We start from the raw sequence: 16300 nt of genomic DNA on the forward strand, positions 1-16300 counted from the left end.
ACCGAAACAAGCTGTGCGGGACCATGATTCTCGGCTAGAGTTCGGCCAGAGCTAGTCGGCAGGTAGGTGTTGTGGGGACTGGGCTGAGGCCGGGGGACCGGTTCGCCGGACATACGATCATGGGAGTGCTCGGAGTCGGCGGAATGGGGACGGTGTACCTCGCGGAGCATCCGCGGCTGCCGAAACGGTTGGCGCTCAAGCTGCTTCATCCCGCACTGACCGACAAACCCGTTACCCGGGCTCGATTCGAGTCCGAGGCAGAACATGCGGCCAAACTTCATCACCCGAACATTATCGAGGTCTACGACCGCGGGGATTCCGGTGCACAGCTGTGGATTTCGATGCAGTACATCGACGGATTCGACGCCGCCACGGTCGTCGCGCGTAGCGGCGCGCTACGACCGGACCACGCCGTCCACATCGCGGCGGAGGTGGGACGCGCACTGGACTTCGCGCACAGCGGCGGAGTCTTGCACCGAGATGTGAAGCCCGCCAACATCATGCTCGAACGGACGGGCACCGATCGGCCCGGGCGGGTGCTGCTCGGTGATTTCGGAATCTCGAAGGCGCTGGCGCAGACAACAGAGGTGACGGCGCGCGGTGAGCTGGTCGCGAGCCTGCACTACGCAGCACCGGAACAGTTCGAGGACGACGAACTCGACCCGCGCTGTGATGTCTACGCATTGGGATGCACGCTGTTCGAATTCCTCACCGGACGGGTGCCGTATCCGGGGCAGACCGTTTCCCAAGTGTGGCACGGCCATGCGCTGAAACCGATCCCGCAGGCGAGCCGGGTGCGCTCGAACCTGCCGGTGGCGCTGGACGATGTGTTCGCCAGGGCGCTGGCCAAGGATCGGCGGGACCGCTACCGAAGCTGCGGGGAATTGGCCGCCGCGGCCATCCATGCGCTGCAGCCCCCACGAATACCGGTTCAACGCGCGCTGCCGGTGACGCCGACCGCGCCGCTGCCGCACCCCGGTTCGATACCGCCCGACTCGGGGCGACCCGGGCGACGACGGACTGCTCAGGCGGCCAAGCTGTTCGGCCTCGGTATGGTCATGGTGCTGGTGACGGTGTCGGGGTGGCTCGTGTACGACAGGTGGTTGCGGGCGGCACCGCGGGACGCGGTCCACGGTGTCCGAGAGTGTATGCAGGCGCACAACTGGCGGTTGCGGGAGACCAAGAGCCCGGAGCACAGTGGCGCGGATCAGGACGGGCACAAGGTCACCTATACCCTTGGCGGGGTCATGATCGCGCACTTCGGCCAAGACGGCAGCGGGCAGTTCGAGTACGACAGTTTTCAGATCGTCACCTCGTACACGCCGTCGGACTGGGCACCGATCACCGACAGCAAACACGGGATCGTACGGTTCGAGTACAAGCTCAGCGTCAAGGACGCCGGCGCCCAGCCCTACGTCTCGTACTCGAATGTCAACGGGGAATTGGTGAAAAAGTCTGAGGGCGAGGGAATCTCAACCACTACTGCGACGGTTTCCCCGGATCTGTTCGGAAGGAATGTGACGTGCACGGACACCGAGCTGGTCCTGGACGCGCCCGAGCGTGCGTCGATAGGGGACGGTGAAGCTCGGATAGACACCTTCGAGCCCGCGTCCTGATGTCCGCGTTCGACGCCGCCGCACTGTCGGCTACTGGCAGCTCAGCCGCCGACCTGCGCTTGCTCGGGGCGGTGGAACTGTACGCGGGCGGCCGCCCGATCGCCCTCGGTGGTCGGCAGGCGTGTGCCGTGCTCGCCCTGCTGGCACTGAACCGCGGCCACACCGTCACCACCGAACGCCTCGTGGAAGAGATCTGGGAGGGGGACGCGCCACAGTCCGCCACCGCGCGACTGCATGTGCTGATGTCGAAAATGCGGGCGAGGCTGCGCGAGCAGGCGGTCGATCGCGCTGTGCGGGTGTCCACCGTCGGAGCCGGCTATCGACTCGACATCGACAGTGCCCATTGCGATCTCGGCCGATTCGACAGCGCCCGCACCGCCGCCGCGGCGGCTCAGGCGGCGGGCCGGCACTCCGATGCCGCACGCCTGTTCCGTGCCGCGCTCGACGAATGGAGTGGTCCGGCCCTGGCCGATCTCGCGGGCTTCCGATTCGCCCAGCACGCGGCCACCCGGCTCGAGGAGGAGCGCTGGGCGTGCCGGGTAGGCAGAATCGATGCCGACATCGCGTGTGGCGCGACCGCTGCGCTGATCGGCGAACTGACCATGCTGACCCGGGAGAAGCCCTATGAGGAAGGCACCTGGGCACAATTGGCGACCGCGCTGACCCTCGCGGACCGGCAGGCCGACGCCCTGGAGTCGCTGCGGCGGGCCTTCGCGATCCTCCGGGAGGAGGGGATCAACCCCAGTCCGGGACTCGTCGAATTGCAGCGAAAGATACTCACGCAGGAAAAGCTCACTGCCGCACCGACGGCCGCGGCGGAACCGCGGCTGGCGGCGAGCACCCTGGCCCGGGATCCCGCCGCGTCCGGAGGCAGGCTGCGACTGTTCAACGGGCGCGTTGTTGTCATAACGGAGTCCGGGCTGCGCATCGGGCGCATGTCCGACAACGACGTCGTGCTCGATGACCCGGACGCGAGCCGATACCACGCCGCGATTGCTATCAACAAGGCGGGCATCGTGATTCACGATCTGCAATCCACCAACGGTGTGCACGTCAACGGTCAGCAGATCGACCAGGCAACACTCCTCAACCCGGGCGACGTCATCCGAATCGGTTCCACCACCATGGATTTCTTTCAACCGGATTGACCTCTCGGTGGAAAGCCCGAGGTAAGCCCAGGGAAAGGTGATGTGGCCATCCTGATCTCATGAGCGCATCGATGTGGGTTTCCGTCGTCGGAATCAGCCTGACCATTCTGATTTCCGTGACCGGGCTGGTGCTCCAGCGTCGCGTCCGTCAGCGTTACGACGCAAAGATCATGGCCGACCTGGTGATCGAGATCCAGCGGAAGCTCAGCGCGGCCGCCGAATCGGCGCGCCAGCTGGCCTCCGGCCGAGTCGACCGCGCCGCGCTCGCCGCCGCCGGCTCTCACGGCTATGAACTCACCGGCCTGGTCGGTCGCGCACGAGATCTGTTGCGCGCCGGTCACACCTGCACCTGGTGGCAGAACCTGGTCCTGGCACGAGCCCTGACCGAATTGTGGAGTCCCGAAGCCGCCCGCACCTTCTGGGCCGGTGTCATAGACCCCGAACAACCGACCGGCATGCGCGTGCACTGTCACCTGGAACGGGCCCGCTTCCATTTCAACTGCGGCGGCGACCATCTCGACGCCGGGCGTGCCGACTACGCCGCCGCACTGCGCCTGGTCTCGACCACTACCACCGACGAAGCCTTCGACCAGGCCATCCAGCTCGATCTCGACCGCGCCACAGCCGAACTCGTCGCAGGCAGCCACACCCATGCCGTCCAAGCGGCCGCCGACGCCTGTATCGCTCTGCGCCAACTGAATTCGGCCTGGCGTCGCGCCCGCGCCGCCTCCGCCCTCCTGCACTTCCTCACCGACCTCCCCCCATTCGTCGATCCGCGTCCCTTCCGCAGCGACATCAGCGCCACTCTCACCGCCCGCGGCATCGACCCCCACACCCTCACCCCCGAACTGGCCTGGATCCTGAGCCCACCCTTCCAACCCCCCAACCGCCCCCTCCGATAATGCATGGTGACCAGGCGATTTGGTTCCCGACTCCGCCCTGTGCAAAGCTATAACCACTCCGACGCGGGGTGGAGCAGCTCGGTAGCTCGCTGGGCTCATAACCCAGAGGTCGCAGGTTCAAATCCTGTCCCCGCTACTGCGAAAGGCGGTCCTGGCCAATAGGTTTCGGGGCCGCCTTTCAATATTTGTCGAGGTTGATGGCATCACAGTTGGCATCACGCCGAAACGCTCATATCGGTCACCGCTCGAAACACTCCGAAACACCTGCTACCAGGTGTTTTCCATAGGATGGAGCGGGATGGATGGGACTGTGATCGTTGGGTTGCCAGCCCTGTGATCGCACGGTCTTGTCAGCGTCGTGTGGGAATCCGTTAGCTCGAGGTCTGCTATCGGCGAGAGCGGCTGTGACAGTTCGAATCTGTGGGGTGGCACATGCGGCATCTACAACCAGCTGCACCCGCCGTGAACTGTGGATTTCTGCCGAGTTGCCGGTAGCCCGTCGGATTTGTCGACGGTCACCGTGGTGAGCTGTGCGGCCAAACTGCTGGGTGGTATCCCGGCGGGAGGCGCAGGCATTCGGCCCAGAACTGCTCGCGTTCCGCCATGGCCGACGGCACGCGGTGATCCCACCCGTTCGGTTCGGTGAATCGGCGGGCGGGATCGGACGTGAGCCCGCCTGCGTCAAGCGATTTGGACGGGTTCGCGCTCCGGCGTGGCGACGGCGGCATCATGGACGTAGTCGGCCAGTGGTGCGACCTTGGCGTTGCGCATCAGTTCGCGCCAGCCGGTCACCTTCAGGAACGCCATGCGGCCCTGCGAGTTGATGTAGTAGGTGCTGCGTCCTTTGTGGACCACATTGAAGTAGTACTCGATGTGGCGCATCCGGCGCAGCGTGGTGCGGTGGTTGCGGTCGTGGACCTCGGGATCGACCTCGATGCGAGTGTGCCCGACGGCTTTCGCGGCGTTGATGGTCGCCGCGATGCTTTCGGTCATCGCTTCGGCGGTCACATGTGGCACCACGCCAAAGGAATACGGCCCCGCCAACATCCAGCGGTTCGGCACATTGGGCACGCACATGCCCTGATATGCCTGCACGCCGTTCTCGGCGAAGAACTCGCCCATGTCGAACCCGTTGCGCCCGACGACAGTACCCGGGGCGTAGTACTCCGGGTCGGCGAAACTGTCGTGTCCGGTCGCCAGCACGATCATGTCCAACTCGTGCTCCACCCCGTCGGAGGTCTGGATGCCCTTGGCGGTGATCCGCTCGATGGGCGTGGTGACCAGGTCGACGTTGTCGCGGTTGAAGGCTCGGTGGTAGCGGTTGGAGACCGTTGGGCGCTTGGTGATGACGCCGTGGGGTGGTTGCAGGGCCTGTCGGGTGGCCGGGTCGTCGACCGTCAGATTCAGCCACGCCCGGTGCGCGAACCGCGCGGCGGCGTCCATCCGCGGGAACAGTACTCGGACAAGAGAGTCGGGCGCGTGGAGCAGGGGGATGATCACGAAGTCCAGGGCTACCACGGTGACGGCGTAGTAGTACGCCTTGGCGGCCGTCTTCGACGCCATCACCTGGGATATCGCGGCCGGAATGGGGAAGTCGGGCTTGGGGAAGGCGAAGATCGGGGTGCGCTGGTACACCTCGAGGCTGGCGACGTCGGGTGCGATGGCGGGGATGAGCTGCACGCCGGTGGCGCCGGTGCCGATTACCGCCACCCGTTTACCCGTGTAGTCAAAGGAGGTGTCCCAGTGGGCGGACTCCTGGATCTTGCCGGCGAAGTCCTCGATCCCGGGAATGTGCGGGTCCCTCATCTGCGGGAACTGGCCGACCGCCGTGATGACGTACCGTGCGGTTATGACGTCGCCGGACTCGGTGTGCAGTCGCCAGAAGTGGTTCTCGTCGTCCCACACGTGGCGCACCACATTGGTGTTGAACCGCAGGTTGGGACGCATGCCGTACTCGTCGATCACCCGCAGGACGTTGTCCTTGACCTCCTGCCCAGGGGCGAACACCCGTGACCACGCCTTGTTGCGGGAAAACGCGAAGTCGAACACCACCGCGGGGGTGTCGACGCCGACGCCGGGGTAGCAGTTGTTGTGCCAGGTTCCGCCTGCGTCGGTGGAACGGTCGATGATCACGAAGTCGCGCAACCCGGCTTGGCTCAACTTCGCGCCGGCCGTGACGCCGCACGGTCCGGCGCCGATGATCGCGATTTCGTGATCCGGGCTGGGTTTGCTCATGAGGGTTCCTCTGCCTGTCTATTCATCCGCACCAAAGATCTCGATACAACTGTCTCGGACAGTCTGCCTCGTAGTCAAGCAGATTCGGGAACCAACTGGAGCTTTCCGCACTTACTGTCCTAGACGGCGGATGCCTCTATGGTTCTCGCGGCCATCCGGTCAAACTGTCTGAGTCACCTATTGCTCGCGGGGGTCGCCGGTCGTACCGTCTTATTAGGTGAACCGTCGACCGGGAAATACCCGGGATGCGCTCACCACCTGTCGAGGAGACGACATGGTCACAGTCAACGGAGTCGACGACCGCCCGGCTCCCACCCCGGATGTGTTGCCCAGGAGTCGATTTCAGGGCAATCATGAATATCCGCTGCCGCCCACGCCGGTGCTCGGCGGCATACCCCTGGGCACCCAGGTGCGGATGGCCATCACCGCGATCAGACTCGGCCTGTCCGGTACCGCCTGGGTGGGGCTCACCGATTCCGACGAGGTCACCGCGGAATTGCGGGAGTACGGCGAGATCTACCGGACCAATCCCGGCGTGCCCAGATTCATGATTCCGCTGGCGCGTCCGGTCATGCCGGGGGCCAGCGGCGAGATCGTGGTGATCAACAGCCCGCGCATGGTCCGTGAGGCGTACACCCAACCCAAGGGCTACATCGACTTCGAGGCGGGCAAGGACCCCTGGCTGCGCTTCGGCCTGGGCATGAATACCCCGTTCCTGCTCGACGGCGAGTCGCACCGCACGGTGCGCCGGGCCCTCACGCCCGAGCTCACCCAAAAGCAGGTGGAGACCTACCGGGCCATGAGCGTCGAAGTGCTGGACCGCCATATCGACGAGCTGCCCTTGCATCGGAAGGTCTCGATGCAGAAGTTCTTCTACCGCTTCACCCAGGAGATCGTGCTACGTGTCGTCTTCGGCATGGCGGATCCGCGCGAGATCGACGAATACCGTTCCGCGCTGAACCGATTCGTCCGCCTGGGCATGGATTCCATCGGCCGTTGGGTGACCGCGACCGCGATCGGCATTGTGCTCGACAACTATCGTCGGCACAGCGACATCCTGCCACCCGTCGCACGCGCGCCCAAGGTGCGCCTGGACCGGCTCATCGAAGCCAAGATGGCGCAGTTCCGTGCCCATCCCAGTGACGACTGCATCGCGGGCAGGCTGATGAAGGCGACCGCCGGCGATCCGTTCTGGACCGACGCGGTGCTACTCGACTACTTGCGCACGCTCCTGCTTGCCGGGCACGAAACCTCGGTCACCGCATACAGTTTCACGCTGGACCTGCTGTTGCACCATCCGGAGGAGGCCGCGAAGGTGACCGCGGAGGCGCGCGCGGCCACGACCGATCGCTACGCGCAGGCCGCGAACAATGAAGGGCTGCGGCTGCGTTCACCCATCTGGGGGTTGCCGATCATCCCGCGCCGCGACATCGTGGTCGGCGGCTACCGGGTCAAGCAGGGCACGTTCCTGTTCACCATGCCGTCAGCGCTGCACAGCGACCCGGACGCGTATCCCGAGCCACGCGAGTTCAAGCCTGAACGGTTCCTCGACAAGGCTCCCGACCGGTTCGGCTTCATGTCCTTCAGCGCGAACCAGCATCGCTGCCCGGGCATCAACTTCTACATGATCGAAGCGAATATCGTGTTGCACCGGCTGTTCGGGCGGCTCGACATGCGGCCCGCGCGCAGCAAGCCCGAACGCAGCCATCTGGCGTTGACCGCCTTCACCCGGCCCGCACACGGGGCCAAGGTGATCGTGGAGAATCGCAGGCCCGCGCAGACCGTGCCCATCTTCAAGATCAGCGATGCGGATCGTGTGCGCGCCGCCACCATGCGCGCTCCGGTACCCGAGGACTTCCCGCGCGACGCCTCACCCCAGGTGACCGAACCCGCCTTGCCGAGCGGCGCACCCGACACGGTGCGGGTGTGTCCGTTCGCCGAAGGCAATGGGAAGGGGTAGGGCAAAAAGGATCGCCGAACGTATCCGGCCCATCGCTGAAAGGCAGTGGGTCGGACATGTTCTTGCGGCGATGCGTTCAGGCGGCAGTCCAGCGCGCGGCGTCGGTGGCGGCCAGGATCGACCGGTTGAACGCGCTGAAGGCGCGTACCGCGGCCCGGGCGTCCGGCAGTATGTCGTGGCCGTTCTGGAATTCGTGGAATCCCCTGTCCCACACCTGGATCAGGCACGGCACGCCCGCATCCGCACAGCGCTGCGCTATTTCGTCCACATCCGACATCAGCACCTCGGTGGAACCGATCTGGATGAAAACCGGTGGCATGCCGGTGAAGTCGTGGTTCACCGGCGACCACGCCGGATCCAGCTTGCCGTCCACGGCATAGGCCCACAGCGGTGGAATCGCGTAGGACTCGCCCGACAGCAGCGCGTCGGTGGCGTTGTTGGGGTGCGCGATCTTGGCGGTGGCGTCGAAATTGGCCCACGGGCTCATGGCCGCGATGGCGCCGGGCGTCGGCAGCCCGCGATCACGCGCGGTCAGTGCGGTCGCGAAAGCCAGTCCGCCACCGGCGGAATCGCCGCCCACGATGATCCGCTCGGCGGGGAATCCCTGGTCCAGCAGGTGCGTGTAGGCGGTGACGCAGTCCTCGACGGTCTCGGTGATGTGCGCGGCGGGAATCATCCGGTAATCCACATTGAAGACCGGCATGTCGCTTTCGCGCGCGACCCGCGACACCAGCCGGCGGTGGGTGTTCAACCCGCAGGCGATGAGTCCGCCGCCGTGCATCCACAGCAGCGCCGAATCTCGGTGTCGCAGCGGTGCGGGCATGCTGCGATGCCACACCCATTCGGCGCGAAACTTCTCGAACCGCACCATTTGTCGCCTAGTGCCCCGCCTGGCGGGGAGCACCCGCGCGGGCGGATCGGCCAAGTGCGACACCCAGAAGATCTCGGCGCGTCCGTTGACCGCCGGGATCTTGGAAAGGCCTACCAGCGCGTCGATGCCGCGCCGGGCGGTGTGGCGTACCACCCCGTGCACCGTTCGCTGCAGAGGGCCTGCGCGGTTGGCGAGTTGGACCGTCACAGTGGACGGGACGTTATCGGTGAGCCGATCGTGGGTGCTGTCTGATCCGGTCATCGGTGATCCTCCGCATTCTTCAGCGCGTCGGGGTATGGCTGTGGACGAACAGGCCGATTTCGCGCATGGCCACGCGGGCGTCCGGCAGGACGTCGGCGGCCAGTTGGAAATCGTGAATGCCGCACTCCCAGATCTGTAGTCGGCATTCGATTCCGGCCGCGGCGCAGCGGCGGGCGATCCGCTCGTTGTCCGACAGCAAGGCCTCGGTGGCGCCGACCTGTAGGAAAACTGGTGGCATGCCTGTGAATTCGCGGTCTACCGCGGACCAGTGTGGATCGAAGGTGCCGTTGTGGGCGAAGGAGAAACCAGGCACCGCCAGCCAGTGGCCCAGCAGTAGAGGGTCGCGGTAGGCGTTGGGTTCGGCCAGGGCGGCGGTGAGATTCAGGTCCACCCACGCCGAGATGCCGATGACCCCGGCCGGCATCGGCAGCCCGGCGTCGCGGGCGTTGAGCGCGGTCGCGAGGCTCAGCCCGCCGCCCGCCGAATCGCCTGCCAGGAACACGCGATCGGGTGGGAAGCCCGCGTCCAGCACATATCGATACGCGGTCATCACGTCGGCCTGACTGGCGGTGACGTGGTGCGGGAGCTGCCGGTAATCGAGGTTGAGCACCGGCAGGCCGGTTTCGCGGCTGAGTCGTGCGACGTGACGGCGGTGGGTATTGAGCCCCGCACCGATGAAACCACCGCCGTGGCTGTAGATGATGGCCCCGCCTGCCGGGTCGTCGGGTCCGGCAATGTCGTTGTGCCACACCCATTCCGCGCGGAAGGTGTCGAAACGCCGGGGGCGGGTCCGGGTGCCGCGCGCGGGGCGCAGCACCATGGCCAGCGGGTCCAACCGGGTGCTGACCGGCACCAGCAGCAGGCGCGCCAGGCGAGCGGGTTTGGCGACGGCGACCAGTACTGCGATCGGCAGCAGCGGTCGGGTGGCCGTTCCCAGCACGCGGTGCGCGATGCGGGCGCGAATGCTCGCCGAGCGCACCTCCACGGTCACGCATTCGGCCGTCGACAAGGCGGTGGCGGTCACGGCTGCAACTCCTTCACGAACGCCGGCGAGGGTTCCGGACCCAGGACCATCTCCTTGACGCTGCCGGGAATCCGGTCGACCAATGGACGCGCGACGCGCAAGGCCAGATCGAGCCGGTGGCCATCGGCAACCACACCCGAAAGACCCCGCACCATACCCGGCGACACCCGGGACGCGGCGTACAGCGCCCAGGACTCCGGCCGGACCGGCACCACGGCCAGGTTGTAGCGGACGGCCCGATGTATCGCGTTGGCAATATGATTCGGCCCGAAGCCGAGTTTGGGGCCGAGGGTCGCGACCAAGTCGGACACCCTGGACCGGATCGCGTCGAACTCGGAAATCTCGTGGTTGTTCCGTAATTCGGTGTGGCCCACGATATTCGTCGCCACCGCGCCCGGGCAGATGGCGCTGACCCCGATATCGTGCGGGGACAGTTCGATGCGCAGCGACTCCGACAGCATCCGCACGGCCGCCTTCGACACGCAGTACGACGCCAGCGGTCCGCACGGCCCATACGCGGCGCACGAGGCCACATTGACGATGTGACCCCGCCGGCCGGACGCTGCCATCTCCCGGCCGAAGACACGGCAGCCGTGGATGACCCCCCACAGGTCGACGTCGATCACCTTGCGCCAATCTTCGAGGCTCTGGTCCAGGAACCGGCCCACAATGGCCAGCCCCGCATTGTTGACCACCACGTCGGGAACTCCGACGCTGCCGCGCAGGGTGACGGCGAGGGCCTCCCATGCCTCCGCGTCGGTCACGTCGAGCCGGAAGGTGTGCGCGTTCCCGCCCGCGGCGGTGATCAGCGCCGTGGTTTCGCGCGCGGTGCCGAGATCGATATCGGTGACCACGACGGTGGCACCGGCGGCGGCGAACTTGCGTGCCGTGGCCCGCCCTATCCCACTGCCCGCGCCCGTGACCAGCACGAGGCGCGGTTGCCGAATTCCTCGCAGCAGCATGGTTTTCCCCGATCAGACGTACCAGTGCGCCGCGCGCAGCCGTCGGTAGAGCCCGCCGTAGAATCGGTTGTGGCGTTCCCGGAAGGCTTTGATTCTGGTGTCGGACACCCCCACCCGGGCGGCTGCCACCAGCACGATGTGGTCGCGGATCCCGAAGTGAGTCTTCTCCACCCCGGTCAGCGCCGCGTCGGCGATGTGATGCAGGGTGTCGGCCACCCGCCAGATCTGCGGGATGGGAAAGGGACGGCGATCCATCCAGGCCGCGAGGTCGTGCCGGAATTGCGGTTTCACCACGGTGTGTTCTCCTCGTTCGGTGGCGGCGTCAGCCGACGTCGCCGGGACGGACAGTGCTCTCGCCCGCGAGGACGCGGCGATGGAACGCGCCGATATCCGCGATGGCGCGTCGGGCGTCCGGCAGCACATCGGAACCGGCCTGGTGGATGTGGATCGCTCGATCCCACAGCTGCAAGGTGAGTGGGACGCCTGCCTCGGCGTATCGTCGCGCCAGCTGTTCGGCGTCGGCCAGCACGCATTCCTTGGACCCGGTCTGGATCAAAGCCGGTGGCATACCGGTGAATTCGTGGTTGACCGCCGATAGCGCCGGATCCACCACACCGTTCTCGGCGAACCCCATCCGGGCCACGGCCTCGTAACCGATCGGTGGGATCAGCGGGTCGAGCGGTCCGTTCGGATGGGTATTGCGGTAGCTCCAATCGAGGTCGGCCCAGGGCGCGATGCCGGTGATCCCACCGGGCATGGGCAGGCCGCGCTCCCGCGTCGCGATGGCCAATCGGAAGGCCACGCCGCCACCGGCCGAATCACCGGCGAGGATGATCTTCTCCGGCCGGAATCCCATGCCGAGCAGGTAGCGGTAGGACTCCACCGCGTCGTCGATGATGTCGGTGTAGCTCGCTTGCGGCAGCTGCCGATAGTCGACGCTCAGCGCGGGCAGCCCGCTGGCTTTGGCGATCTTGGCGACCAGGCGGCGGTGAGTTCGCAAGCGGCACACGATGAATCCGCCGCCGTGGAAATACAGGATGGCCCCGTTCTGGCGCTCGACCGGGTCGGGTACGCGCCGATCCCACAACCATTCCGCGCCGAACTTCTCGAACGACACGCTGCGGCGGCGGGTGCCGCGCGGCGGAATCAGCACGGCCGCAGGCGCATCGGTGTAGCTGGTGACCGCGAAGACCCGTTTGTCGTGCACGACATTGACGCCCAGCCACCCCAGCGCGCCCAGGGCGGGATGTGCGGTGCGCAGGGCGACGTTGTAGACGAGCCGGGTTCGCCAGTCGGCGTCATTGGCGAGCTCCACTTTCACACTGGACGTGGGTGTGGTGGGCAGGAAGGCAGTGGACACGGTTCTCCTCCCGAGACCGATCAATCGAAATCAGATGGGCTGGATACGAACGGCGCGACCGAACTCCACGGCCGCCGCGGTGAGCGTGGCCGGATGCGCGGCCACGGTGAGGTCGAGCGCCCGGATCACCCGTTCCGGCACCAGCCGAATCGCGAGCCGGTACACCATCAGCGCCCGGGTCGGACTGGCCTGCCCGCACACCCAGCGCGTCAGGTTCGGCGCGGCGCGCCACACGAAGTAGGCGAGCCAGGATTCCGGGCGCACCGGCAGCACGGCCCGATTGCCGCGCACCGCTCGCACGATGCCTTTGGCGATCACGTCCGGTCCCAGGCCCAGACGGGGACCGTAGGTGATGACCAGCTCGGTAACCAATCGCTGTGCACGGGTGAAGGTTTCGTTATCGACGCCGATATCGGCGGTCAGTTCCCCATCGAGCAGATGGGTGGCCGCCACGCCCGGGCACACCGCCGACACACCGACTCCGTGGGGTGCGAGTTCGCCGCGCAGGCACTGCGAGAACATCAGCACCGCCGCTTTGGACATGTTGTAGCCCGTGGTGAGCGGCATCGGCACGAAGGCCATCCCGGAGGAGATATTGACGATGTGACCGCGTTTCGCCCCCACCATCAGCGGCGCGAGATGCCGGCATCCGGTCACCACGCCGTCGAGGTTCACCGCCAGCTGCTTGTCCCAGATCTTTGGGGGTTGATCCAGGAAGCCGCCCGCCACGCCTATGCCCGCATTGTTCACCAGAACATCCGGAATACCATGTGCCAGAAGGACTTCCGACAGCATCTGAGCCCAGGAGTCGTCGTCGGTGACGTCGAGTCGATAGGACGCGGCCTGCCCGCCGGCGGTGGTGATCAACCGCGCTGTCTCCGCGGCGGTATCCGGATCGATATCGGTGGCCAGCACCACCGCGCCGCGCTGGGAGAAGCGCAGCGCGGTGGCGCGGCCGATCCCGCTTCCGGCACCGGTGATCAGCACCAATTCCGGGCGGGCGACTCGGGCTCTCATGCCTCGCTCCCCACGACGGGTCGGCGGATGGCCGACAGCACCGGTGCGGCCAGCGACACCACGAAGTTCAATCGGTCCGGGGTGGCCTGCGCGAGGGTGAATCCGGTCAGGGCCGGCGAGAGCCGATAGCAGGCTTGGATCAACCAGGTTTCCGGGCGCACCGGCAGCACGCCGATATCGCGCCGGGTCGCGCGCACGATGCCGCGGGCGATCACGTCGGGCCCGAAGCCCAGCAGTGGACCGAACGTCGTAACCAGCGCTTGGGCGGTGTCGGTCGCCACGTGCTGCCGGTCGGCGTCACCGTCGAAGGCGGTGGTCACGACCTCGGCATTGGCGACGATATTGGTGGCCACCGCGCCGGGACACACACAGCTGACCCCGACGCCGTGCGCCGCCAGTTCACCGCGCAGACTCTCGGAGAACATGCGCACCGCCACCTTGGAGGTGGCGTAGGAGGACCAGAACGGTGCGGGCATCCAGGACGCGCCCGAGGCGACGTTGACGATCTGGCCGCGTTTCTCGGTCACCATCAACGGCGCGAACGTGCGGCAGCCGTAGACGACTCCGTTCAGGTTGACCGCGAGTTGGTCGTCCCACATCTGCCGGGTTTGGTCCAAAAACGGTGCGATCAGCCCGTATCCGGCATTGTTGACCAGCACGTCGGGCACGCCGTGTCGTTCGAAGACCTGGTAGGCCAGCTGTTGCCACGCTGTTTCGTTGGCGACATCGAGTCGGTAGGAGGCTGCGCGACCTCCGGCGGCGGCGATGAGCTCCGCCGTTTCCGTCGCGGTCTCGGTGTTGATATCGGTGACGATCACCGTCGCTCCCCGGCGGGCGAAGCGCAGGGCGGTGGCGCGCCCGATGCCGCTGCCCGCCCCGGTGATCAGTACCATGCGTGGATTTCGAATGCCTCGGGCCACGTCCCACCTCTTCCTATTGCGGTCGGCCGCATGTGATTCCGAGCGACTCGATGCCCGAAATCGTATACTGTCTGAGACGATGATGGGAAGAACTTCCCGTTCGCAACCCATCCGCCTTGACAGAATCTTCAACTGTCCTAGACAGTTAGCTCGAGAAGAGATGAGGATCGGATTCCATGGCACTACCGCCTCCCAGTCCGAACACCCGGGTCGTCGTCACCGGCGGGGCCTCCGGTATCGGCAAAGAAATCGCACGGAACCTCGCACAACACGGCTACGACCTGGTGCTGGTCGACATCCAGCAATCGGTCAAGGAGACCGGTGAGGAACTCCGTGCCAAAGGTGTCGAGTCCGAGGAGTTCCTGCTCGACCTGACCGATCGCGACGCCCGTCAAGAATTCATCGACCAGGTGCTGGAGCGCCCCTACGACATCGTGGGCCTGTGCAATGTGGCGGGCCTGATCTCCGCAGGCCGGTTCGAAGACCTTCCGCTACAACGTGAACGAGTACTGGTCGATGTCAGCGTCAGTGCGCTGCATCACCTGACCGGCGCGTTCCTGCCGGGCATGCGTGCTCGTCGTGCGGGCGCGATCCTGAACGTCTCCTCGCCGGTCGGCATCCTGCCGCTGCCGTACAACGCCTCCTACTCCGCGGCGAAGTCGTTCAGCATGTTCTTCTCCTACGCGCTGCATCAGGAGTTGAAGAAGTCCGGGGTGTCGGTCACCACCCTCATGCCGGGGCCGACCAAAACCAATCTGCTGTACGGCATTTCGGAGACCCGCTTCATGCCGGACTGGGCGTGGCGGCTGCCGGTGTTCTTCGACGCCGCCCCCACCGCGCGTCGCGGCGTGAACGGCATGCTGCGCGGTTCACGCATGGTCGCGGCCGGCGCCTACCCGTGGGCGGCCGTCGCGCTGGGGCGATTCGTGCCGCTGTGGCTGGTGCTGGGACCGATCCGGCTGGCCGGGCAACTCGGTTTCCCCGCGCGGGAGGAGACCACGGGCAGGCGCATCCGTGCGGTGGCCGACAAGGTCGGCACACGCATCGGCGGCAAGCGATATGCCGTGGTCCCCGAACCCGCTCCGGTTCAGGTCGAAGCGGCTACGCGATGAGAACGGCGGTCGTCACAGGTGCCGCGTCCGGCATCGGAATGGGTTATGCCACAGCTCTTGTCGAGCAGGGCTATTTCGTCTTGGTCACCGATATCGACGACGCCAAGGCCGAACAGGTGGCCACCCGGCTCACCGCGCTCGGCCCCGGCTGGGCCGAGGCCGCCTATCTGGACGTGTCCAGCGCGGATGCGGTCGCCGCCGCCGTGTACGGGGTGAAGGATCGTTTCGGTCGGTTGGACCTGATGTTCAACAATGCCGGACTGTTCATCGGCGGACCGGTCGAGGAACTCACCGTCGGGCACTGGCAGAAGGCCATCGACGTCATGATCGCCGGTGTCGCCTACGGTGTGGACGCCGCGTACAAGATCATGGTGGAGCAGGGTTTCGGCGGCATCGTGAACACCGCCTCCATGGCGGGTTTCACCCCGTTCTCCTACCTGGGTCCTTACAACACGGCGAAATTCGCCGTTGTCGGCATGACCATGTCGCTGCGCGGTGAGGCCGCCGCACACGGCATCCACGTCACCGCGGTGTGCCCGATCGCCATCCACACCGACATCGTGCTCGGCGCAAACGCCGGACTGGACAACAAGACGACCGAAATCGATTACGTCGCAGCGCTTTACCGACGGTTCGGGCATCTCGGGCACCTGCTGCCGAACTTCATCCTGCAGGACCCGGTGGTGCACGGGCGCAAGGTGCTGCGGGCGGTGCAACGCAACCGCGCCTTCGTGATTCAGCCGGCCTATGGCCGCCTGCTCTGGTGGCTGTGCCGCGCCGCGCCGACCCTGACACCGGCCGTCGGCCATGCCGCGACGCGTGGCGCGAATATCGTGCGCGGTCCCGTCAACCACGCCTGGGGCCGGTTGCCCGGCTGGATCCGCGACGCCTGAGCGCATTCCCACCACTCGA

General features: G+C 66.3%; 14 protein-coding genes and 1 tRNA gene. 7 read left to right on the forward strand and 8 right to left on the reverse strand.

Going from position 1 to position 16300, the window contains the following annotated elements:
- The first annotated feature begins 125 nt into the window (after positions 1-125).
- From H0264_RS21755 to H0264_RS21770, 4 genes are all read left to right on the forward strand, one after another.
- Complete coding sequence (locus H0264_RS21755) at positions 126-1616, forward strand: serine/threonine-protein kinase (RefSeq protein ID WP_244975905.1); 1491 nt, start codon at positions 126-128, stop codon at positions 1614-1616.
- Positions 1616-2764, forward strand: coding sequence for a BTAD domain-containing putative transcriptional regulator (locus tag H0264_RS21760; RefSeq protein ID WP_181579240.1), 1149 nt, complete (start codon positions 1616-1618; stop codon positions 2762-2764). The genes H0264_RS21755 and H0264_RS21760 overlap by 1 nt, the downstream gene beginning before the upstream one ends.
- A 59-nt stretch (positions 2765-2823) precedes the next feature.
- A complete protein-coding gene (locus H0264_RS21765) occupies positions 2824-3666 on the forward strand; it encodes a hypothetical protein (RefSeq protein ID WP_181579241.1) in 843 nt (280 codons plus the stop codon).
- 62 nt (positions 3667-3728) lie between these two features.
- Positions 3729-3802 (forward strand) — tRNA-Met (locus tag H0264_RS21770).
- A gap of 545 nt (positions 3803-4347) precedes the next feature.
- Here H0264_RS21770 and H0264_RS21775 read toward each other — a convergent pair.
- Positions 4348-5901 carry a flavin-containing monooxygenase gene (locus H0264_RS21775; RefSeq protein ID WP_181579242.1) on the reverse strand — a complete coding sequence of 518 codons (1554 nt, stop codon included), beginning with the start codon at positions 5899-5901 and terminating at the stop codon, positions 4348-4350.
- 274 nt (positions 5902-6175) lie between these two features.
- Here H0264_RS21775 and H0264_RS21780 point away from each other — a divergent pair, with 274 nt between their 5' ends.
- A complete protein-coding gene (locus tag H0264_RS21780) occupies positions 6176-7861 on the forward strand; it encodes a cytochrome P450 (RefSeq protein ID WP_181579243.1) in 1686 nt (561 codons plus the stop codon).
- Positions 7862-7937: 76 nt separating this feature from the next.
- Here the strand turns inward: H0264_RS21780 and H0264_RS21785 are convergent, their stop codons facing one another.
- From H0264_RS21785 to H0264_RS21815, 7 genes are read right to left on the reverse strand one after another with little or no spacing between them, the layout of a single operon-like run.
- Positions 7938-8993, reverse strand: a complete 1056-nt coding sequence (locus tag H0264_RS21785; protein WP_181579244.1) for an alpha/beta hydrolase — start codon at positions 8991-8993, stop codon at positions 7938-7940.
- Positions 8994-9012: 19 nt separating this feature from the next.
- The gene (locus H0264_RS21790; RefSeq protein WP_244975906.1) at positions 9013-10017 is read right to left on the reverse strand and encodes an alpha/beta hydrolase; all 1005 of its coding nucleotides are present in this window, start codon (positions 10015-10017) and stop codon (positions 9013-9015) included.
- Positions 10014-10979, reverse strand: a complete 966-nt coding sequence (locus H0264_RS21795; RefSeq protein ID WP_181579245.1) for an SDR family NAD(P)-dependent oxidoreductase — start codon at positions 10977-10979, stop codon at positions 10014-10016. Before H0264_RS21795 ends, H0264_RS21790 begins: the two co-directional genes overlap by 4 nt.
- A 12-nt stretch (positions 10980-10991) precedes the next feature.
- Positions 10992-11273, reverse strand: coding sequence for a hypothetical protein (locus tag H0264_RS21800; protein ID WP_181579246.1), 282 nt, complete (start codon positions 11271-11273; stop codon positions 10992-10994).
- Positions 11274-11301: 28 nt separating this feature from the next.
- Complete coding sequence (locus H0264_RS21805) at positions 11302-12339, reverse strand: alpha/beta hydrolase (RefSeq protein ID WP_244975907.1); 1038 nt, start codon at positions 12337-12339, stop codon at positions 11302-11304.
- Positions 12340-12369: 30 nt separating this feature from the next.
- Positions 12370-13356: an SDR family NAD(P)-dependent oxidoreductase gene (locus tag H0264_RS21810; RefSeq protein WP_181579247.1), complete on the reverse strand. Its 987-nt coding sequence runs from the start codon at positions 13354-13356 to the stop codon at positions 12370-12372.
- Complete coding sequence (locus tag H0264_RS21815; protein ID WP_244975908.1) at positions 13353-14249, reverse strand: SDR family NAD(P)-dependent oxidoreductase; 897 nt, start codon at positions 14247-14249, stop codon at positions 13353-13355. The genes H0264_RS21810 and H0264_RS21815 overlap by 4 nt, the downstream gene beginning before the upstream one ends.
- A 203-nt stretch (positions 14250-14452) precedes the next feature.
- Here H0264_RS21815 and H0264_RS21820 point away from each other — a divergent pair, with 203 nt between their 5' ends.
- Together H0264_RS21820 and H0264_RS21825 are read left to right on the forward strand one after the other, a co-directional pair.
- Positions 14453-15388: an SDR family NAD(P)-dependent oxidoreductase gene (locus H0264_RS21820; protein ID WP_181579248.1), complete on the forward strand. Its 936-nt coding sequence runs from the start codon at positions 14453-14455 to the stop codon at positions 15386-15388.
- Positions 15385-16281: an SDR family NAD(P)-dependent oxidoreductase gene (locus H0264_RS21825; RefSeq protein ID WP_181579249.1), complete on the forward strand. Its 897-nt coding sequence runs from the start codon at positions 15385-15387 to the stop codon at positions 16279-16281. The genes H0264_RS21820 and H0264_RS21825 overlap by 4 nt, the downstream gene beginning before the upstream one ends.
- Positions 16282-16300: the final 19 nt, after the last annotated feature.

Origin of the sequence: Nocardia huaxiensis, from assembly GCF_013744875.1 — a bacterium.
Classification (GTDB): Bacteria; Actinomycetota; Actinomycetes; order Mycobacteriales; family Mycobacteriaceae; genus Nocardia; species Nocardia huaxiensis.